Origin of the sequence: Pseudomonas sp. (assembly GCF_002796985.1) — a bacterium.
Taxonomy (GTDB): Bacteria; Pseudomonadota; Gammaproteobacteria; order Pseudomonadales; family Pseudomonadaceae; genus Pseudomonas.
Window position 1 is genome coordinate 36,020 of sequence record NZ_PEKX01000024.1, and the last position, 19,697, is coordinate 55,716.

Annotated in this window: 17 protein-coding genes; 12 read left to right on the forward strand and 5 right to left on the reverse strand. The window is 67.3% G+C overall.

Translation table 11 applies throughout. The features are described 5' to 3' along the window. The first annotated feature begins 18 nt into the window (after positions 1-18). The 9 genes from dkgB to CTR55_RS26690 all read left to right on the forward strand — a co-directional run bounded on the left by dkgB (position 19) and on the right by CTR55_RS26690 (position 9,618). Complete coding sequence (gene dkgB, locus CTR55_RS26650; protein WP_296291480.1) at positions 19-822, forward strand: 2,5-didehydrogluconate reductase DkgB; 804 nt, start codon at positions 19-21, stop codon at positions 820-822. A gap of 67 nt (positions 823-889) precedes the next feature. Then, a complete protein-coding gene (locus tag CTR55_RS26655) occupies positions 890-1,906 on the forward strand; it encodes a zinc-binding dehydrogenase (protein ID WP_296291482.1) in 1,017 nt (338 codons plus the stop codon). Positions 1,907-2,071: 165 nt separating this feature from the next. Continuing rightward, positions 2,072-2,854: an SDR family oxidoreductase gene (locus CTR55_RS26660; protein WP_296291484.1), complete on the forward strand. Its 783-nt coding sequence runs from the start codon at positions 2,072-2,074 to the stop codon at positions 2,852-2,854. 159 nt (positions 2,855-3,013) lie between these two features. Continuing rightward, a complete protein-coding gene (locus tag CTR55_RS26665) occupies positions 3,014-3,919 on the forward strand; it encodes a LysR family transcriptional regulator (protein WP_296291486.1) in 906 nt (301 codons plus the stop codon). Positions 3,920-4,020: 101 nt separating this feature from the next. Continuing rightward, a complete protein-coding gene (locus CTR55_RS26670; protein WP_296291488.1) occupies positions 4,021-6,186 on the forward strand; it encodes an FUSC family protein in 2,166 nt (721 codons plus the stop codon). Further along, the gene (locus CTR55_RS26675) at positions 6,176-6,382 is read left to right on the forward strand and encodes a DUF1656 domain-containing protein (protein ID WP_296291490.1); all 207 of its coding nucleotides are present in this window, start codon (positions 6,176-6,178) and stop codon (positions 6,380-6,382) included. Before CTR55_RS26670 ends, CTR55_RS26675 begins: the two co-directional genes overlap by 11 nt. Then, positions 6,383-7,357, forward strand: coding sequence for an HlyD family secretion protein (locus CTR55_RS26680; RefSeq protein WP_296291492.1), 975 nt, complete (start codon positions 6,383-6,385; stop codon positions 7,355-7,357). A gap of 121 nt (positions 7,358-7,478) precedes the next feature. Further along, positions 7,479-8,096 (forward strand): histidine phosphatase family protein, encoded by a 618-nt coding sequence (locus CTR55_RS26685; RefSeq protein WP_296291494.1) that lies wholly within the window; start codon positions 7,479-7,481, stop codon positions 8,094-8,096. A gap of 61 nt (positions 8,097-8,157) precedes the next feature. Then, positions 8,158-9,618, forward strand: coding sequence for a mechanosensitive ion channel family protein (locus CTR55_RS26690; RefSeq protein ID WP_296291496.1), 1,461 nt, complete (start codon positions 8,158-8,160; stop codon positions 9,616-9,618). 13 nt (positions 9,619-9,631) lie between these two features. Here the strand turns inward: CTR55_RS26690 and CTR55_RS26695 are convergent, their stop codons facing one another. From CTR55_RS26695 to CTR55_RS26710, 4 genes are all read right to left on the reverse strand, one after another. Next, positions 9,632-9,985, reverse strand: a complete 354-nt coding sequence (locus CTR55_RS26695; RefSeq protein ID WP_296291498.1) for an SH3 domain-containing protein — start codon at positions 9,983-9,985, stop codon at positions 9,632-9,634. 39 nt (positions 9,986-10,024) lie between these two features. After that, entirely contained in the window at positions 10,025-10,732 is a 708-nt protein-coding gene (locus CTR55_RS26700) for a 2OG-Fe(II) oxygenase (protein ID WP_296291500.1), read from the reverse strand. Between the two features lie 402 nt (positions 10,733-11,134). After that, positions 11,135-11,782, reverse strand: a complete 648-nt coding sequence (locus tag CTR55_RS26705) for a response regulator transcription factor (RefSeq protein WP_296291502.1) — start codon at positions 11,780-11,782, stop codon at positions 11,135-11,137. Further along, a complete protein-coding gene (locus CTR55_RS26710) occupies positions 11,779-14,034 on the reverse strand; it encodes a PAS domain S-box protein (RefSeq protein ID WP_296291504.1) in 2,256 nt (751 codons plus the stop codon). The genes CTR55_RS26705 and CTR55_RS26710 overlap by 4 nt, the downstream gene beginning before the upstream one ends. Before the next feature lie 204 nt (positions 14,035-14,238). On the opposite strand from CTR55_RS26710, the gene CTR55_RS26715 reads away from it, so the two are divergent. From CTR55_RS26715 to CTR55_RS26725, 3 genes are all read left to right on the forward strand, one after another. Beyond that, positions 14,239-15,861: an acyl-CoA synthetase gene (locus CTR55_RS26715; RefSeq protein WP_296291506.1), complete on the forward strand. Its 1,623-nt coding sequence runs from the start codon at positions 14,239-14,241 to the stop codon at positions 15,859-15,861. Positions 15,862-15,918: 57 nt separating this feature from the next. Continuing rightward, positions 15,919-17,694 (forward strand): acyl-CoA dehydrogenase C-terminal domain-containing protein, encoded by a 1,776-nt coding sequence (locus CTR55_RS26720; protein ID WP_296291508.1) that lies wholly within the window; start codon positions 15,919-15,921, stop codon positions 17,692-17,694. Between the two features lie 136 nt (positions 17,695-17,830). Further along, positions 17,831-18,457: a class I SAM-dependent methyltransferase gene (locus CTR55_RS26725; protein WP_296291510.1), complete on the forward strand. Its 627-nt coding sequence runs from the start codon at positions 17,831-17,833 to the stop codon at positions 18,455-18,457. Between the two features lie 152 nt (positions 18,458-18,609). Here CTR55_RS26725 and CTR55_RS26730 read toward each other — a convergent pair whose 3' ends face one another. Then, the gene (locus CTR55_RS26730; protein WP_296291512.1) at positions 18,610-19,638 is read right to left on the reverse strand and encodes an ABC transporter substrate-binding protein; all 1,029 of its coding nucleotides are present in this window, start codon (positions 19,636-19,638) and stop codon (positions 18,610-18,612) included. Positions 19,639-19,697 lie beyond the last annotated feature (59 nt).

Consider the following 19,697-nt stretch of genomic DNA (forward strand, 5'->3'; position numbering starts at 1 on the left):
CCACCAAGGAGATTTTCCATGAGCGTTCCCGCCTTCGGCCTCGGCACCTTCCGCCTCAAGGGCCAGACCGTCATCGACTCCATCCGCACCGCGCTGGAGCTCGGCTACCGCGCCATCGACACCGCGCAGATCTACGGCAACGAAGCCGACGTCGGCGAGGCCATTGCCGGCGCAAAAGTGAAGCGTGACGAGCTGTACCTGACCACCAAGATCTGGACCGAGAACTACGCCGCCGACAAGCTGATCCCCAGCCTCAAGGACAGCCTGCACAAGCTGCGCACCGACCGCGTCGAGCTGACCCTGATCCACTGGCCGTCGCCCAAGGACGAAGTGCCGGTCGCCGAGTTCATGGGCGCCCTGGCCGAAGCCAAGGCCCAGGGCCTGACCGGCGAGATCGGCGTTTCCAACTTCACCGTCGCGCTGATGCAGGAAGCCATCGCCGCCGTGGGCGCCGGCCAGATCGCCACCAACCAGGTGGAGCTGCACCCCTACCTGCAGAACCGCAAGGTCGTGGATTTCGCCAAAAGCCAGGGCATCCACATCACCTCCTACATGACCCTGGGCTACGGCAAGGTGCTCAGTGACGAGGTGATCATCGGCATCGCCCAGCGCCACGGCGTCACCCCGGCGCAGGTCACCCTGGCCTGGGCCATGCAGCTGGGCTACTCGGTGATCCCGTCGTCCACCAAGCGCGAGAACCTCGAAGGCAACCTGCGCGCCGTCGACCTGCGCCTGACCGACGCCGACATGGCCGCCATCGCCGCGCTGGAACGCAACGAGCGCATCACCAGCCCGGAAAGCCTGGCCCCGGCCTGGGATTGATCCGTCGCTGATAGATTGCCGCCCCTCGGGGCGGCTTTTCCGTTTCGCCCGTTTCGAAGGAGTCTTCATGAATGCACACCCAGCCAACGACTACGCCGCCTGGACCTGGACGCCCGGCGCCAGCCTCGACGGCCTGAGCCTCACCCGCCTGCCGGTGCCTGCGCCGGGCCCGGACGAGGTGCTGGTGGCCAACACCGCCATCGCGCTGAACCCGGTGGACTGGAAGATGATCGACTGGGGCCGCGACGACTGGCAGCAAGGCCAGGTGCCCGGCGTGGATGGCGTCGGTATCGTCATCGCAGTGGGCAGCGAAGTGAACCTGCGTGCCGGCGCCCGCGTCGCCTACCACCAGGCGCTGACACGCGGCGGCAGCTTCGCCGAATACACCCTGCTGCGCGCCCGCGCCGTCTACCCGGTGCCCGATTCGCTGGACGATGCCACCGCCGCCAGCCTGCCCTGCCCCGGCCTCACCGCCTGGCAGGCGCTGGACAAGCTGCCGGCCTGCAACAACCGCGACGTGCTGGTGACCGGTGCCGGCGGTGCGGTCGGCTACCTGCTGGCGCAACTCGCCCTGCAACGCGGCCTGCGCGTGTGGGTAACGGCCTCGGCGAAACACCGCGAGCACCTGCTGCGACTGGGCGTCGCCGGCGTCTTCGATTACCACGACGACCAGTGGTCCCGGCAACTGAATGAAACCCTCGGCCCGCGCCGCCTGCATGGGATCTTCGACACCGTCAGCGGCCAGCACGCCGCCAGCCTCGCCCCGCTGCTGGGCTACAACGGCCATCTGGTGTGCATCCAGGACCGCCAGGAAAGCGCCCCGCTGCCGGCCTTCAGCACCGCCATTTCCCTTCACGAAGTGGCCCTCAACAGCATCCACGCCCACGGCGAGTCCGTGGACTGGCAGGAGCTGCACACCGCCGCCGCGCAACTGATGCAGGGCGTCGCCAACGGCCAACTGCAGGCGCCCGCGAAGCAGTTCTTCGACTTCGCCGAGCTGCCGGACGCACTGCGCCGCTTGAAGTCCGGCGCAGGCAGCGGTAAATGGATCACTCGCCTGCCAGCGCCGATGGTCATCGCCTGACTGGCAACTTTGCACGGCAGGTCGCCTATTCGTAGGAGCGGACTCCGTCCGCGATGGGCTGACCACGCTCCAGGCTTGACCGGAGCGACGGTGAATCGATCGCGGACGGAGTCCGCTCCTACGCAGGCCTGACGCTTCGGCGAATTACACGAACAGGAGAACATCATGGATCTGGGCATCAAGGGCCGTTGGGCCGTGGTCTGCGCCGCCAGCAAGGGCCTGGGCAAGGGGTGCGCCCTGGCGCTGGCCCGCGAGGGCGTGAACCTGGCGATCAACGCCCGCGACGTCGACACCCTCGCCGCCACCGCCGCCGAATTGCGCCAGCTGGGCGTGGAAGTGCGCGAAGTGGCCGGCGACATCAGTCAGCCGGACGTGCGCGCGGAGCTGCTGGCCGCCTGCCCGCAGGTGGACATCCTGGTCAATAACGCCGGCGGCCCGCCGCCCGGTGATTTCCGCGACTGGGAGCGTGACGACTGGCTGCGCGCCCTGGAGCTGAACATGCTCACGCCCATTGAGCTGATCAAGGCCACCCTCGACGGCATGGCCGAGCGCGGTTTCGGGCGCATCGTCAACATCACCTCCGGCTCGGTGAAGGCGCCCATCGCCACCCTCGGCCTGTCCAACGGCGCGCGCAGCGGCCTGACTGGCTTCGTCGCCGGTGTCGCCCGCCAGCCGCGCGTGGCCGGCAACAACGTCACCATCAACGGCCTGCTACCCGGCGCCTTCGACACCGACCGCCTGCGCAGCGGTTTCCACCGCGCGGCCGAGCTCAGCGGCCGCGACGAAGGCGAACTGGTGGAGGCCGGCAAACAGGAAGTCCCCGCTGGGCGCTTCGGTAGCGCCGAGGAATTCGGTGCGTTCTGCGCCTTCCTGTGCAGCGCCCAGGCCGGCTACCTGACCGGGCAGAACCTGCTACTCGATGGCGGCGCTTATCCGGGCACTTACTGAAATACCTGGCACCGGATGCTCTTCGCAGGAGCGGGCTTGCTCGCGAACCCGCCCATGCTGCGATGCGGTTCGCGAGCAAGAACCAGGCGTCCCCCTCGCTCCTACAATCACCGCCCCAAGCTCTACAATCACCTCCGCCGCTCCCGCACAGGCCTGCCGATGAAAGCCCACTCCGACGAACTCAAGACCTTCGCCACGGTGATCGACTGCGGCTCCATCACCGCCGCCGCCGAACAACTGGGGCTGACGCCCTCGGCCGTGAGCCGGGCGCTGTCGAAGCTGGAGGAAAAGCTCGGCACCACCCTGCTCAACCGCACCACGCGGCGCATGAAGCTGACCGAGGAAGGCGAATTCTTCCTCGAAAATGCCCGTCACATCCTCGAACAGATGGACGCCCTGGAAGAGCGCCTCGCCCTGCGCCAGCAATCCCCCGCCGGGCGCCTGCGGATCAACGCCGCCTCGCCCTTCATGCTGCACGCCGTGGTGCCGCATATCGGCGCCTTCCGCGAGCGCTACCCGGACATCGAGCTGCAGCTCAATACCAACGACCTCAACATCGACCTGCTGGAACAGAGCACCGACATCGCCATTCGTATCGGCCACCTCGCCGACTCCAGCCTGCACGCCCGCCCACTGGGCAGCAGCCGGCTGAACCTGCTGGCGGCGCCCGATTATCTGGCGCGCCACGGTACGCCGACCAACCTGGAGGAACTGCTCGGTCACTCGCTGCTCGGCTTCACCCAGCCCGAGGCACTGAACGTCTGGCCGATCCGCCATGCCGGTGGCGATACCCTCACCGTCAACCCGTCGCTCTCCGCCTCCAGCGGCGAGACCCTGCGCCAGTTGGCCATCGGCGCCCAGGGCATCGTCTGCCTCGCCAGCTTCATGACCTGCGACGACATCCACGCCGGGCGACTGGTCCGCGTCCTGCCGGAGATGACCAGCGAACGCCGCCAGCCGATCCACGCGGTGTACTACCGCAACTCGCAGCTGGCGTTGCGCATCCAGTGCTTCCTCGACTTCATCCAGGAGCGCCTGGCGCAGTCCCTGCACGCCACGGGCTGAGCCAAGAAAATTCCCACAGCCGGAAAACCTCGACCACACTGGATAAGGTCCGCGACGCTCCGCCGCCAGCGGCGTCATCCCGCGAGATCGAGGGGCCTGGCATGTCACCCATGCAGCTGTATCTGCGCGCCATCATCCACCCTGGCCGCGACACCCTGCTGTTCGCCCTGCGCACGGTGCTCGCGGGGCTGCTGACGCTGTACCTGGCATTCCTGCTGGACCTCGACCAGCCCAAGTGGGCGACCATGACGGTGGTGATCATCAGCACCCCGCTGGCCGGCATGACCCTGCAGAAAAGCTTCGCCCAGGTGATCGGCACCACCATCGGCGCCATGGTCGCCGTGGCGATCATGGCGCTGTTCCCCCAGGCGCCGCTGCCGTTCATCGTCACCCTGGCGCTATGGCTGGCACTCTGCACCGCGGCGGGCACCCTGCTGCGCTTCACCTATTCCCATGCCTTCGTGCTCAGCGGCTTCACCGCGGTGATCGTCGCCCTGCTCGCCCAGCCGGACCCGGAATCCGCCTATACCCTGGCCATTACCCGGGTCACCGAAACACTGCTGGGCGTGGCCTGCGTCACGCTCGTCAGTCTGTTTTTCGCCCGCCCGGAGAGCGTGGCGCGCGGCTACTTCGCCAAGGTCGACCAACTGATCCGCCTGATCGCCGTGCACGCGGCGGCGGTGATCCGTGGCGAGGAACAGGAAGAGGATTTCCGTCAACGGCAACAACTCCTGCTGGGCGAGATCGCCGCACTGGAAATGCTCCGCCGGCACCTCTATTTCGACGCCCCTCGCCTGCGCGGTGCCGATGAGCTGGTGCAGCAACTCGCCAACCAACTGGTGCTGATGACCTCACGGCTGGCCATCCTGCGGCGCCAGCGCAAGCTGATCGAAACGCGCCTGAGTGGGCCGCTGCCCGAATCCGTGCGGCGCCTGCGCGACGATGAACTGGCCTGCCTCGCCGAGCTGGCCGAGTTCGGCCGCAACCTGCCCGGCACCACCCGCAAGCGCATCACTCAGCTGCGCCAGCGCTTCGACGCGGCCGCGCGGCAAGCGGAGGAGCTGGCCGACGGCCTGCCCACCTCCCTGCGTTCCCTGGCCTGGGCGCTGCGTTTCGAACAGGCGCGGCTGATGCAGCAGCTGGACGAGATGATCGAGCTGAGCGAGGCGATCCAGGAAGGCCGCCCCGCCAGCAGCACCTACCTGCACAGCCAGATTCACGCGCTGCACCTGGACTTTCACCTCGCCGCGATGAACGCCACCCGCGCCTTCGTCGCGCTGTGCTGCGCCGGCTGGATCTGGGTGGAAACCGCCTGGGATGGCGCCCGTGCCGGCATGGTGCTGATCGGCATCCTCTGCTCGCTGCTCGCCACCTTCCCGCGCCCGATGATCGCCAGCCAGGCTTACCTGCGCGGGCTGGCGCTGGCCCTGGGGGTCTCGGCGCTGCTGCAATTTCTCGTGCTACCCAGCGTTGGCGATTTCGAAATGCTTGCGCTGTTCCTCACCCCGTTGCTCTACGTGATCGCGGTCGGCCTGAGCAACCCGCAGACCGCCGGGATCGGCATCGGCCTGGGGCTATCGACCTTCCTGCTGGTGGGCCCGCAAAACCAGGGTGCATGGATCAACACGTCGGCCCAATGGCTCGAATTCGCCGGTGCCTACGTCGGTGCCGGGGTATTGGCACTGCTGGTGTACGCCTGGGTATTCCCCTTCGACGCTGACGCCCGGCTGCGCCGGCAGTCGCGCCGCACCCGTGCCGAGGTACGTTCGGTGCTGCTGTCCAAGCCCAGCGAAGCGCGCCGGTTCGTGTTCGAGAGTCGCATGGTGGATCGCCTGGCGATCATGCTCGGGTTGCTGCCGGCGGCGCGCGACAGCCAGTCCGTCGAGCGCTTCCAGTGCAGCCTGGCGAGCATGACCCTGGGTGTGGTGCTGCACCAGTTGCGCCGCGAGAGCCTGAATGCCCAAGGCCTGCCTGAAGCCTTGCGCGAGCGGCTGTCGCTGCTCCTCGATGAGCTGGCCGCGTGCCTCGACCAACCGCCCGCCGCCCCCTTGCAAAGGGTGCTGCCGGCGATGCGCGACCTGGGCAACGAGCTGGACGAACTGCAAAGCCATGGCAGCTACCCCAGCGGCGATGCCATGCGCCCGGTGTTCGTCAGCGGCGTGGCGTTGCTGGTGGCCGCCGATCTGCTGGAGCGCTTCCGCGACCTGTTTGGCGAGGCCATCCACTTCAACGATGGCCAGGAGGGACCGGCACTGCATGCCCGTTGATATCGAACTGGCGGGTATCTACCTGCCGCCACTGGCCCAGGCCCTGCTGCTGGCGCTGCCGATCTTCCTGCTGCTGGACTGGGCCCTGCGTCGTCTGGGCGTACTGCGCCGGGTGTGGCATGAAGCGTTGTTCGAAGGCGCGCTGTACGCCTGCCTCTGCGCCACCCTGATCCTGCTCATGGGAGCCCTGCACTGAATGAAAGGCCCGCGCCAAGCCCTGCCGACACTGATCACCCTGGCCGTGGTCGCGCTTGCCCTGGTCCTGGGCTACTACGCCTGGACCTACTACACCCGCGCGCCCTGGACGCGTGACGCACGGGTACGCGCCGATGTGGTGACACTCGCGGCAGATGTCGCCGGGCGCATCGTCGAACTGCGTGTGCAGGACAATCAGCACGTCAACAAGGGGGATCTGTTGCTGGAGATCGACCCCGCACGCTACGAGCTGGCAATGGAGCGCGCCAACCGCGCGGTGGAGGTAGCCCGTGCCGCGCTCGGCCAATCCCGCGCCGCCATCATCGCCAGCCAGGCCTTGCTACGCCAGCGACAGAGCGAGGAAGTGCGGCGCCGGGAACTGAAGGCGCGCTCGGCCATTTCCAAGGAAGAATGGGAGCAGGCCAACACCGATGCATCCGTGGCCCAGGCACAGCTGTTGCGCGAGGAGGCCAACCTGGGCTTGGCGCAGGCCAATGTCAGCCTGGCCGAAGCCGCGCAGCACCAGGCGCAACTGGACCTGGAGCGCACCCGCGTGTTCGCCCCGGTGAACGGCTACGTGACCAACCTGCTGACCCGCGCGGGCGATTACGCCACCACCGCCCGGCCTTTGTTGGCGCTGGTGGACAGCGATTCGTTCTACATCAGCGGCTACTTCGAGGAAACCAAACTGCCGCGCATCCACGAAGGCGACAGCGTCCGGGTACAGTTGATGAGTGGCGAACGCTTCGACGGCCGCGTGGCCAGCATCGCCTTCGCCATTTCCGACCGCGAGAACACCCCGGGCAGCCGACTGCTGGCGAACATCAACCCAAGCTATACCTGGGTCAAACTCGCCCAGCGCATCCCCGTGCGCATCGCCATCGACCCTCAGTATCAGGGCCGCGACCGCCTGCGCGCCGGCACCACGGCCACCGTCAGCGTGGTCGAGAGCGCCGATCTCGAAGTTGTTCGATAGGCCGGTTACGGAACTTTCATCGCCGCCGGGTCACCAACCCATCGCGTGATGGTCACCTGCCCGGTGCACCATGCCCCCAGCTTCCCGCATCCCGCGCGGACGCCCCGCCCGAGGATCGCCCTTGCTTCGCCTTCGCCTTCTGGCCGCTACCCTGCTGACCTGCACCACCCTCGCCCTGGTGGCCTGGCGCGCACTGCCATCGCCACAGGAAGACGTCCCGAGCAGCCGCCTGTTCGCCCAGAACTGGGCCCGCGGCGGAGTCGTCCTGCTGGTCCGCCACATGGAGCGTTGCGACCGTTCCAGCGCAGAATGCCTGGGCGCCGCCGATGGCATTACCGCGCGCGCCGCCGCCCTGGCGCAAAGCATGGGCGAGAGCATCGCCCACTTAGGCCTCTCCGCCACCGATATCTATGCAAGCCCCGCCAACCGCACCGCGCAGACCGCCGACCTGATGTTCGACCAACCGGTAGCGCGCCAGGACTGGCTGCTCACCTGCAAGGACGAAGACCTGGCCGCACAGATCCGCCTGCACAAGGCGGCGCACCGCAATCTGGTGCTGGTCACCCACAGCGAATGCTTCGACCGCCTGCGCGAGAATCTCAAGGTGCGCGAGACCGATACCCCCGAATACGGCAGCGCCCTGGTGCTGTTCGACGAGAACCAGCCGCAGCTGCGCATTGCCGGGGAAGTCGAGACCGATGAGTGGCTGAAACTGCTGCAACACCCCAACCCGAGCTGAGGCCGCTGCCAGAAAGCGCTTTCTGTGCCATCTTCTTGCGATCGCTCCAAGGAGAGGCTCGATGCCCACGCTGCTCACCGCCCACCCGCTGTTCGCCGCTCCCGTCCTGCTGCTGATCGACCTGCTGCTCTGGCGGCTGGTCGGTGCAGCCCATCCGCATTGGCGACTGGCGACGCGCATCCTGTGCTTCCTGCTGTTCAGCCTGCTGCTGTTCAACGCCGGGATGAACCCACTGCGCGCCGCGCCCTGGGCGGATGACCTGCCCAGCCACATGGTCGCCACCGCGGTGCAGATAGTCTGGTGGCTATTCGCCGCACGCTGCCTGACGGTGGCGCTGGGCTTCCTCCTGGTGCAGCGCATCGGCCATGGCGGGCGGCTGTTGCAGGACGTGCTCGGCGCGCTGATCTTCCTGGTCGCCATCATCGCCGCCGCCGGCTACGTGCTGGAGCTGCCGGTGAAGGGCCTGCTGGCCACCTCCGGGGTGGTCGCCATCGTCCTCGGCCTGGCGCTGCAGAGCACCCTGAGCGACGTGTTCTCCGGCATCGTGCTGAACACCACCAAGCCCTACCAGCTGGACGACTGGATCTCCATCGACGGCATCGAGGGCAAGGTCACCGAGATCGACTGGCGCTCCACCTACCTGCAGACCTCCCAGGGCACGCTGGCCGTGGTGCCCAACTCCCTCGCCGCCAAGGCCAAGGTGCTCAACCTGAGCCGCCCGGCCAACCTCTACGGCGTCAGCGTGAGCCTGACGGTCAGCCCTCACATCCGCCCGCGCAAGGTGATCGACGCGCTGGAGCACGCGCTCGGTGGCTGCCGCGCCCTGCTGGCCAACCCGGCCCCGGCGGTGAGCGTGCGCAAGTCCGCCCCCGAGGGGGTGGAGTACGAAATGAGCGGCTTCGTCGCCGCCATGGGCGAGAAGCGCGAGGTGCGCAACCAACTGTTCGACCTCGCCTACCGCCACCTGCAGGCCGCCGGCATCAACCTGCTGGCCGAGGCCGATGCGCCGATGCGCGAAAGCGCCTCACGGGCGCGGGCGCTGCTGGTGCGCTCCGGGCTGTTCGACGCCCTGCGTGACGAGGAGCGCGACGAGCTGGCGACGCGCATGCAGCGCCGGCCGTTCAAGCGCGGCGAAGTGCTGCTGGCACCGGGGGATGTCAGCGACCGCCTGCTGATCATCGATTCCGGCGTGGTCAGCGTTACCCTGCCGCAAGACAACCAGACTCTCGAAGCCGGCCGCATGGGGCCGGGCGAGGTGTTCGGCGAGGCCGGTGTGCTCAGCGGTTCCGCCTGGCAGGCGCAGTTCACCGCCATCAGCGACGGCGCCGCCTACTACATCGACAAGCAAACCCTGGCGCCCTGCATGGAAGCGCGCCAGGAGATCGCCGAGGCCATGGGCCGCCTGCTGGATTTCCGCCAGAAGGCCAGCGCTGCGTTATTGGTGGAGCAGCCCACGGTGGTGCAGCAGCGCGGGCTGATGGCCTGGCTCAAGCAACACGCCGGGCGCCGCTCCAAAGCCTGACCCTGTTGCAGGGTCAGGCGCTGACTTCCTGCAGGCAGTCCAGCGGCACCCAGCCCGCCTCACCGCCCGTGCGGCTGCACCAGAGCCAGCCGCCCAGCTCGCGGCCGCCTTCGAGCCGCTCGCCGACCTCCACGTCGAGTTCGCGGGCGGTGTAGTCCTCCATCGCCACCCCCGCTCCCGGCGCAGTCATGTTGAACACCTGCGCTGGTACCCAGCCTTCACGCTGGCCGGGGGTCGAGCAGAAGTACCAGTCTTCCCAGCCCTCGGCGCCTTCGTAGCGCTCACCGACGAACAACGGCGCGCCCCTGCTGAAGGTGATAGGCGCGGGGTATTCGCTACGGTGGCGTTGGATCACTTCGTAGTGCATGTCGACCTCCCGTCTCCCTGGACCGATCCATGCTACTCCTCACAACGCATCGTGGAAGATCACCCCGAGGGTGAAGCGCTCGCCGGTATGCAGACGGCTGACGCCATGGCGCAGGTTGACCCGGTGATAGCCGCGCACGCCCGCTACCGGGCGCTGCGCCACGGCAAACACCACGGCGTCGCCCTGCTGCAATGGCACCACGCTCGCCCGCGATTGCATACGCGGGCGCTGCTCGGTGAGGACGAACTCGCCGCCCTCGAACTCCGCGCCCGGTCGCGACAGCAGGATCGCCACCTGCAACGGGAAGGCCAACTCCCCGTAGAGGTCCTGGTGCAAACAGTTGTAATCGCCGGCGCGGTAACGCAGCAGCAGCGGCGTCGGTCGCTGCTGGCCGGCAGCATGGCATTGGGCGAGGAAGTCGGCATGTTCTGGCGGGTAATGGATGCCAGTGCCCAGGCGTTCGTGCCAGGTGTTGGCGATGGCACGAAGCGGTGGATAGAGAGCTTCGCGTAGCGCCTGCAGCAGCGCCGGCAAGGGATAGGCGAAGTAGCGGTACTCTCCGAGGCCGAAATTGTGCCGGGCCATGATCACCCGGCTGCGGAATGGCGCGTCCTGATCGTAGAGCGCGCGGAGCTTTTCGCACTGCGCCCTGTCCAGCAAGCCGGGGATCAGGGCGTGGCCGTCGGCGTCGAGCTGTCTGGCAAGTGCGGGCCAATCCAAGGCGAACAGGTTTCGGGAGATAGACATCCTGGCGATCCGTAATGGCAACGCCTCAGTCTAGAGTCGCCCCTTCCGTCACCGCGCCCCGAGGCCAACTTTCAAACTCCCCTGCAAGAGCGCGCCAGGGCCGGCCCTCTCCCCGCGAGAGGGAAATCACGGGTACGGGGGGTTCAGAAGAAGGCAGTTGCTCCTACAGTGATACTCCAGCGCTCGGGCCTGCCCTCACCCTAACCCTGGCTGCGCGCCCCGCTCCTGAGGGAGAGGGGACCGTTCGGTGCAGGATGAAACTACAGCGTCAGCCGGCACAATCTGCTCCCTCTCCCTCTGAGCGGGGCGCGCAGCCAGGGCTGGGGTGAGGGGGAAAAGCTGGCACGAAGTGAACCGGCACAAAGACAGTTGCTCCTACGGGGAGGCGATGCCGGGAGCCCGTTATTCCGGGCGCAACTGCAGCGGATCGACCAGGCCGGCCGCGATCGCCATGCCCACCAGATCGGACAACGTCCCGGCCTGCATGCGCTTCATCACCCGTGCACGGTACAAGTCCACGGTCTTCACGCTGATTTCCAGTTGCTCGGCCACTTCGCGGCTGGTGTAGCCACGCACCAAGGGCAGCAATACATCACGCTCGCGGGGCGTCAGCGCGGCCAGCCGTTCCTCCAGTTCACCCAGCCCCGAGCGTGAAGCCTGCTGATGCTCGCGAGAGCTGAGCGCCTGCTGCACGCTGTCCAGCAGCAGTTGTTCGTTGTAAGGCTTCTCGATGAAGTCCACCGCACCGGCCTTGAACGCACGGATGACGATGGGCACGTCGGCGTGGCCGCTGACGAAGATCACCGGCAGTTCGAGGCCACGCCGGCGCATCTCTTCCTGCACCGCGAGGCCGCCGAGACCGGGCATGCGCACGTCGAGCAACACACAGGCGTGAGCATCGTTCGGGCAGGCGTCGAGGAACTCGCGGCCGCTGGTGAATGGCCGCGCCTTCAGGCCGACCGACTCCAGCAGCCAGACCGTCGAGTCGAGCATTCGCTGGTCGTCGTCCACCACATACACCACTGCCGCATCCATCGCTGTCTCCGTCATTGTTCGGTTTTCCCCGCCGGCAGCCGGCATTCCAGGCGCAGGCCGCCGGTGGGCGCCGTAATAGCCTCCAGCGTGCCGCCGAAGCCTTCGACGATGCCACGGCTCATGGACAGCCCCAGCCCCAGGCCTTCCGGCTTGCTGGTGAAGAACGGCGTGAACATCTGTTCCAGCGCCGTGTGGCTGGCCCCCGGCCCTTCGTCTTCCACCCAGACGCAGAGCTGCCCGTCACTGTCGCGGCGGCTGCCGATGCGCACATTCGAGGGCTCGCCGGCATGGCGCTCGCGGTTGGCCTCGATGGCGTTGCGCAACAGGTTGAGGAACACCTGCTCCAGCAACACACGGTCGGCGTAGACGGGCGCCAGATTCTCCGTGAACGCCTCGCTGACCGCCACCTCCGCGCTGGCCGCTTCCCAGGCGCACAGGCCCAGCGAAGCGCGCGCCACCTGGTTGAGGTCCAGCGCCTGCATGCGCCGCTGGCCCTTGCGCAGGAAGGCCCGCAGGCGGCGGATCACTTCGGAGGCGTGGGCGGTGTGCTCGACGATCTGCGCCAGCCCCTGGGCCACGCGCTGCGCGGCGTCCGGCTGGCTGTCGAGATTCTTCAGGTAGCGCTGGCTGGCGCTGGCGTAGTTCATCACGGCGGCCAGCGGCTGGTTCATCTCGTGGGCGATACCCGAGGCCAGCTCGCCCAGGGTTACCAGGCGCGCGGTATGCGCCAGTTCGTCCTGATGGCGGCGTTGCTGGTTCTCGCGCAGTTCACGCTCGGTCATGTCACGGGCCACCAGCGAGTAGTAGCGCTCGCCACCCGCCGCGCGGTGCGCCAGCAGGACCAGCGACAATGGCGCGGCACTGCGCCCGGCCCCAGCGCGCAAGCGCCCTTCGACGCTCCACACGCCGCCGCTTCGGGCGATATCCCAACCTTCGCTTTCGAGCTTCGTCAGCAATCCTTCATCGAGCACTTCGGCAACTGACGATGGCAATGCGTCACCCTCCAGCCCGAGAGCGCGCCGCGCCGAAGGGTTGAGGTAGGTGACGCGGCCGCCCGGATCGATGAACAGCACCAGGTCGGTATTGGCCTCGACCACTTCGGCCAGACGCCGCAAACCCTCCTCGGCCTGCACCCGCGCGGTGATGTCGCGGGACACGCTGACCACTTCCATCACATGGCCCGTATAGGTCTCGCGGATGGCGCGGCTGGCGGTCTCGAACCACAGGTAGTGGCCGTCGCGGTGGCGCAGGCGGTAGGTCAGGGTCACGTAACCGTCCTGCACCAGCGCGTCGCGGGTGCGCTCGGCCACCCGCTGGCGATCCTGTTCGTGCAGTAGCGGCAGCAGTTCCTTGCCGCGCAGCTCTTCCGGCCAGTAGCCGAGCAGCGTCCAGGAGGCCGGCGAGACGTCGAGCAGGCGGCCGTCGAGGGTGCGGCGGGAAATCAGGTCGGTGGTGTTCTCGATGATCTGCCGGTACAGCCGACTGGCCTTGGCTGCCTCGCGTTGTTCTCGCAGCGGTGCGGTGACCTCGCGGCCGTGGACCAGCGCCTGCCGCTCGGCGGGCATCGGCACGAAGCTCCAGAGGAACTGCCGGCTTTGATGCTCGCCGGTCACCTCGTGCACCGCCCGCCCCTGCTCCAGGCAGGTGCGCAGCAACTGCGCGTGGTTGCTGGGCAGCAGGTCGTGCGCCTCGCTGCCGGGAAATTCCGCGAGCAGTTGGCGCAAGGCCTGGTTGCAGTCCACTGGCACGCCCGCCTCGGCCAGCACCAGCGCCGGCTGCGGATCGGCGCTGAGCAGCGGCGCCGTGCGGCGGGCCTGTCGGGCCAGGGCAAGCACTTCCGCGAGCAGTTCACCGATCCAACCCAGCCAGCCCTCGGCTTCCACCCCGGCGTATTCCACCAGCAACAGTCCCTGGCCCTCGGCCCGCAACGGCAGGACCAGCGCCAGCCCTTGGCTCCAGCCAGCGCGACGCAGGCGGCCACTGAGCCAGCACGACACATCCAGCAGGTCTTTGAGCGGCAGCCGGGCACCCTCGCCCAGGCGCCCGAGCAGCGCCAGGTCGTTGGCCTGCAACGGATCGCCACTGCCCGGCGGCAGGCGCGCGGCACCGGCGAGCGCTTCGAAGCTCTGGCTACGCGGTTGCCATTCGACGTAGAGCGCGCGCTCCACGCCGTCGCGCTCCAGGCAAAGCCGCTGCAAGGCGTCGGCCTGCACGGCGGCAGGTGCCTGTTCGCGCACCAGGCGGACCAGGGTATTCAGCTCGGACATGGGAGAGGCTCGAAGGCACGTCAAACAGATATAGTACTTATACCATACACCTTAGGTTTAACTTCCATATCCAATTCGAGATTGCTATAAAACGCGGCAATGACCGGGCGACAGCCTGCCGCACCGGTCACGACCCGCCTGCTGCCAAGCGCTCCACGGGTCACAACAGAACAATGAGCTAACAATCAGCCACAGGGTGTCCACATGTCGATCTTCGAACAGGGCCTGCCGCGCGCGGCCGTCAACCACATCGCGCTGTCGCCGCTGAGCTTCATCGAACGCACCGCCCACGTTTACCCCGAACGTACCGCGATCATCCACGGCAGCCTGCGCCGCACCTGGAAGGAAACCTACCAGCGCTGCCGCCGCCTGGCCTCCGCCCTCGCCGCCCGTGGCATCGGCCGCGGCGATACGGTGGCAGTGATGCTGCCCAACACCCCGCAGATGATCGAGGCGCACTTCGGCGTGCCGATGATCGGCGCCGTGCTCAATACCCTCAACGTGCGTCTGGACGCCGAGGCCATCGCCTTCATGCTGCAGCACGGCGAAGCCAAGGTGCTGATCACCGACCGCGAGTTCCATGACGTGATCCACGCCGCCCTGGGCATGCTCGACCACCCGCCGCTGGTGGTGGATGTGGACGACCCCGAATACGGCGAAGGCCAGGCCGTCAGCCCGCTGGACTACGAGGCACTGCTCGCCGAGGGCGACCCGGCGTTCGCCTGGCAGTGGCCGCAGGACGAATGGGACGCCATCTCCCTCAACTACACCTCGGGCACCACCGGCAATCCCAAGGGCGTGGTCTACCACCACCGTGGCGCCTACCTGAACTCGCTGGGCAACCAGATGACCTGGTCCATGGGCCAGCATCCGGTCTACCTCTGGACCCTGCCGATGTTCCACTGCAACGGCTGGTGCTACCCCTGGACCGTCACCGCGCTGGCCGGCACCCACGTATGCCTGCGTCGGGTCGATCCGCAGAAGATCCTCACGCTGATCCGCGAGCACCAGGTTACCCATATGTGCGGCGCCCCCATCGTGCTCAATGCACTGATCAACATGCCCGAATCGGCCAAGGCGGCCATCGACCACCCGGTGCACGCCATGGTCGCCGGCGCGGCGCCGCCGGCCAAGGTGATTGGCGCGGTGGAGGAAATGGGCATCAAGGTCACCCACGTCTACGGCCTGACCGAGGTCTACGGCCCGGTGACCGTCTGTGCCTGGCACGAGGAGTGGGACGCGCTGTCGCTGGACGAACGTGCCCGCATCAAATCCCGCCAGGGCGTGCGCTACCCGACCCTGGAGGGCGTGATGGTCGCCGACCCGAAGACCCTGGAGCCAGTGCCGCGCGATGGCCTGACCATCGGCGAGATCTTCATGCGCGGCAACACCGTGATGAAGGGCTACCTGAAGAACCCTACCGCCACCGAGGAATCCTTCGCCGGCGGCTGGTTCCACACCGGCGACCTGGCGGTCTGGCACCCGGACGGCTACGTGGAAATCCGTGACCGCCTGAAGGACATCATCATCTCCGGTGGCGAGAACATCTCCACCATCGAGGTCGAGGGCGTGCTCTACCGCCACCCGGCCGTGATGGAGGCAGCCGTGGTGGCTCGCGCCGACGAACGCTGGGGCGAGACGCCCTGCGCCTTCATTACCCTCAAGGGCGAGCACGCGGCGGTCGAGCCGCAGGACATCATGAACTTCTGCCGCGAGCACCTGGCCGGCTTCAAGGTCCCGCGCACCGTGGTGTTCACCGACCTGCCCAAGACCTCCACCGGGAAGATCCAGAAGTTCGTCCTGCGCGACTGGGCCAACGCCCTCTGACCCCACCCTTCGCCTGCCATCGTGCGCGCCCCGCAGCGGGGCGCGCCGGAGTCCGCCATGCCTGAATACAACGCTCCCCTGCGCGACATGCGCTTCCTGCTCGACGAAGTGTTCGACGCCCCTGCCCTCTGGGCGCGCTTGCCGGCGCTGGCCGAACGCATCGACGCCGACACCGCCGACGCCATCCTCGAAGAAGCGGCGAAGATCACCGGCGGCCTGCTTGCCCCGCTCAACCGCAGCGGCGACGAGGAAGGCGTGCAGTTCAGCGACGGCGACGTGCGCACCCCCGCCGGCTTCCGCGAGGCCTACGCGACCTATGCCGAAGGCGGCTGGGTCGGCCTGGCGGGCAACCCCGAATACGGCGGCATGGGCATGCCGAAGATGCTCTCGGTGCAGTTCGAGGAAATGATGTACGGCGCCAACGCCAGCTTCAGCCTTTACTCCACCCTTTCGGCCGGCGCCTGTCTGGCGCTGGACGCCCACGCCGATGAAGCGCTCAAGACGACCTATCTGCCGAAGATGTACGCCGGCGAATGGGCCGGTTCCATGTGCCTGACCGAGCCCCATGCCGGCACCGACCTGGGGCTGATCCGCACCCGCGCCGAACCGCAGGCCGACGGCAGCTACCGCGTCACCGGCACCAAGATATTCATTACCGGCGGCGAGCAGGACCTCACGGAGAACATCATCCACCTGGTGCTGGCCAAGCTGCCCGACGCCCCGGCCGGCTCGCGGGGCATCTCGCTGTTCCTGGTGCCCAAGTTCCCGGTGCTGGCCGATGGCTCGCTCGGCGCGCGCAATGCTGTGTCCTGCGGCTCGGTCGAGCACAAGATGGGCATCAAGGCCTCGGCCACCTGTGTGATGAACTTCGACGGCGCCACCGGCTGGCTGGTGGGCGAGCTGAACAAGGGCCTGGCGGCGATGTTCACCATGATGAACTACGAGCGCCTGTCCATCGGCATCCAGGGCATCGGCTGCGCCGAGATGTCCTACCAGAGCGCCGTGACTTATGCCCGCGAACGCCTGCAGAGCCGCGCCGCCAGCGGCCCGGTGGCGAAGGAAAAAGCCGCCGACCCGATCATCGTGCACCCCGACGTGCGCCGCATGCTGCTGACCATGAAGGCGCTGACCGAAGGCGGCCGCGCCTTCTCCACCTACGTTGGTCAACAACTGGACCTCGCCAAGTACGCCGAAGACGCCGCCGAGCGCAATACCGCTCAATCACTGGTGGCCCTGCTGACGCCGGTCGCCAAGGCCTTCTTCACCGACACCGGGCTGGAAAGCTGCATCCATGGCCAGCAGGTGTTCGGCGGCCACGGCTTCATCCGCGAATGGGGCCAGGAGCAGCTGGTGCGCGATGTGCGCATCGCGCAGATCTACGAAGGCACCAACGGTATCCAGGCGCTCGATCTGCTGGGCCGCAAGGTGATCGCCGACGGCGGCCAGGCACTCGCGCTGTTCGCGGATGAAATCCGTGCCTTCGCCGACGCTGCCACCGACGCGGCAATGAACGCCTTCACCGCACCGCTGCTGGATGCGCTGGACCTGCTCGAATCCGTCACTCGCCAGGTACGCGAGCGTGCTGCCGGCCAGCCGCAGGAGATCGGCGCCGCCTCGGTGGAGTACCTGCACCTGTTCGGCTACACCGCCTACGCCTACCTCTGGGCGCGCATGGCGCAGGCCAGCCTCGGCCAGAATGACGACTTCCATGGCGGCAAGCTGGCCACCGCGCGTTACTACTTCGCCCGCCTGCTGCCGCGCACCGAGTCCCTGGCCGGTTCGATCCGCGCCGGCAGCGACAGCCTGTTCGAGCTGCGCGCCGAGCAATTCTGACGAGCTGCCCACCCGACTTTCAGTTGAGCGTGATTGCGCGGCCAGCCCTGACGGGTTGCGCCGCGCTTTTTTTCGCCTCGGCGAATAGGGATGGCACACGTAGAATGAAGGCCTCCCCTTGCCAGCGGCCTGCGTCATGAGCACCGAAGACCCGATCCTGCGGGACATCTCCCGCGTCACCCTGCAGCACTACCAGGACAGCGCCCAGTCCTTCCGCGACGGCACCTGGGGCCACGACGTCGCCCAGAATATTGCCGCGCTGCTGCGGCATATCCAGGGTGAGGCGCCCTTCGTCCTGCTCGATTTCGGTTGTGGTCCGGGGCGCGATCTGTGCGCGCTGAAAAGTAGGGGGCATGAGCCGGTGGGCCTGGACGGCTGCGCGAACTTCGTGGCCATGGCCCGCGAGGCCAGCGGCTGCGAGGTCTGGCAGCAGGACTTCCTGGCGCTCGACCTGCCGGCTGAGCGCTTCGACGGCATCTATGCCAACGCCAGCCTGTTCCACGTCCCGCGCAGCGAACTACCGCGCGTATTGCGCCAGTTGCATGCGGCGCTCAAGCCGGGCGGCGTGCTGTTCAGCTCCAATCCGCGCGGGGATAACCAGGAAGGCTGGAATGGCGGGCGCTACGGCTCCTACCACGACCTGGAAAACTGGACTCGCTTGCTGGAGGACGCGGGGTTCCGCGAGTTGGAGCACTATTACCGCCCCGCCGGCCTGCCGCGGGAGCAGCAGCCCTGGCTGGCGAGCGTGTGGCGCAAGGTCTGACTGACCACGGCAGAGTGCGGTTCGCGAGCAAGCTCGCTCCTACAAGGAGTGCGCCCTGTAGGAACGAGGGAGACGCCATCGTTATTGCTCGCGAACCTGTCTGACGCTGGCCCTGCCGGCGGATCGCAGGCAGGCCGCGCCAGCGATTCGACTCAGCCCTTCGCCGCCCAGGCGTTGAAGCGCTGTTCCAGGTCCTCGCCGTGGTCCACCCAGAATTCGAAGTTCACCGGTACGGCCTGTTCGAGGTTTTCCGGAGCGGTGTTCAGGCGCTCCAGCAGCTTGGGATCCAGCAGCTTGGTGGTGCCCAGGTTCACCGAGCCGTAGCCCAGCTTCACGGTGTGGATCTTCTGCTGCTCGGGCTGGAGCGAGAAGGCGATGAAGTCCTCGGCGGCCTTCTTGTTCGGGCTGCCCTTGGGGATCGCCCAGGAGTCGATGGCGAGCAGGCTGCCGTTCCACACCACTTTCATCGGCGCACCCTCTTCCTGAGCGGCGAAGGCGCGACCGTTGTAGGCGGTACTCATGGCCACGTCACCGCTGGCGATGAACTGCATGGGCTGCGCACCGGATTCCCACCACTGGATCGACGGCTTGATCTGGTCGAGTTTCCTGAAGGCGCGATCAACGCCCTCCTTGGTCGCCAGCACCTTGTACAGGTCTTCCTTCTTCACACCGTCGGCCAGCAGGGCGATTTCCAGGGTGTACTTGGCGCCCTTGCGCAGCGAGCGCTTGCCGGGGAATTTCTGCGTATCCCAGAAGTCCGTCCAGCCGGTCGGGCCGTTGGGGAAGCGCTTGCCGTCGTAGACCATGGCCATCGACCAGACCAGCAGGCCGGCGCCGCAGTCGGAGATGGTGCCGGGTACGTAGTCCTCGGCCTTGCCGAGGATGGCCGGGTCGAGCGGCTCGAACAGGCCGTCTTCGCAGCCGCGCAGCAGCTCCGGGCCTTCCACCTGGACGACGTCCCAATTGACGCTGCCGGTATCGACCATGGCCTTGATCTTGCCCATTTCGCCGTTGTACTCGCCGGCGATCACCTTCATTCCTTCCTTCTTCTCGAAGGGTTTGTAGAAGGCTTCGGTCTGCACATCCTTGCTGGTGCCTCCGAAGGAGATCACGGTCAGGTCAGCGGCCATGGCGCCGGACGCCACGCCCATGAGCAGGGCTCCCAGAATCGGGTTTTTCATTTCCACCTCTTGGCTTTGTTGTTGGCAGATGCATAAAGCACGCAGGCGCCCGGTCTCTG

What these genes read in the sequence shown, in the direction of transcription:
- CTR55_RS26695 (WP_296291498.1), bottom strand. Translation starts at nt 9,985, where the DNA reads ATGCACTACGAAGTGATCCAACGCCACCGTAGCGAATACCCCGCGCCT.
- CTR55_RS26700 (WP_296291500.1), bottom strand. Translation starts at nt 10,732, where the DNA reads ATGTCTATCTCCCGAAACCTGTTCGCCTTGGATTGGCCCGCACTTGCC.
- CTR55_RS26655 (WP_296291482.1), top strand. Translation starts at nt 890, where the DNA reads ATGAATGCACACCCAGCCAACGACTACGCCGCCTGGACCTGGACGCCC.
- CTR55_RS26710 (WP_296291504.1), bottom strand. Translation starts at nt 14,034, where the DNA reads ATGTCCGAGCTGAATACCCTGGTCCGCCTGGTGCGCGAACAGGCACCT.
- CTR55_RS26675 (WP_296291490.1), top strand. Translation starts at nt 6,176, where the DNA reads ATGCCCGTTGATATCGAACTGGCGGGTATCTACCTGCCGCCACTGGCC.
- CTR55_RS26715 (WP_296291506.1), top strand. Translation starts at nt 14,239, where the DNA reads ATGTCGATCTTCGAACAGGGCCTGCCGCGCGCGGCCGTCAACCACATC.
- CTR55_RS26720 (WP_296291508.1), top strand. Translation starts at nt 15,919, where the DNA reads ATGCCTGAATACAACGCTCCCCTGCGCGACATGCGCTTCCTGCTCGAC.
- CTR55_RS26705 (WP_296291502.1), bottom strand. Translation starts at nt 11,782, where the DNA reads ATGACGGAGACAGCGATGGATGCGGCAGTGGTGTATGTGGTGGACGAC.
- dkgB (WP_296291480.1), top strand. Translation starts at nt 19, where the DNA reads ATGAGCGTTCCCGCCTTCGGCCTCGGCACCTTCCGCCTCAAGGGCCAG.
- CTR55_RS26670 (WP_296291488.1), top strand. Translation starts at nt 4,021, where the DNA reads ATGTCACCCATGCAGCTGTATCTGCGCGCCATCATCCACCCTGGCCGC.
- CTR55_RS26660 (WP_296291484.1), top strand. Translation starts at nt 2,072, where the DNA reads ATGGATCTGGGCATCAAGGGCCGTTGGGCCGTGGTCTGCGCCGCCAGC.
- CTR55_RS26665 (WP_296291486.1), top strand. Translation starts at nt 3,014, where the DNA reads ATGAAAGCCCACTCCGACGAACTCAAGACCTTCGCCACGGTGATCGAC.
- CTR55_RS26730 (WP_296291512.1), bottom strand. Translation starts at nt 19,638, where the DNA reads ATGAAAAACCCGATTCTGGGAGCCCTGCTCATGGGCGTGGCGTCCGGC.
- CTR55_RS26680 (WP_296291492.1), top strand. Translation starts at nt 6,383, where the DNA reads ATGAAAGGCCCGCGCCAAGCCCTGCCGACACTGATCACCCTGGCCGTG.
- CTR55_RS26725 (WP_296291510.1), top strand. Translation starts at nt 17,831, where the DNA reads ATGAGCACCGAAGACCCGATCCTGCGGGACATCTCCCGCGTCACCCTG.
- CTR55_RS26690 (WP_296291496.1), top strand. Translation starts at nt 8,158, where the DNA reads ATGCCCACGCTGCTCACCGCCCACCCGCTGTTCGCCGCTCCCGTCCTG.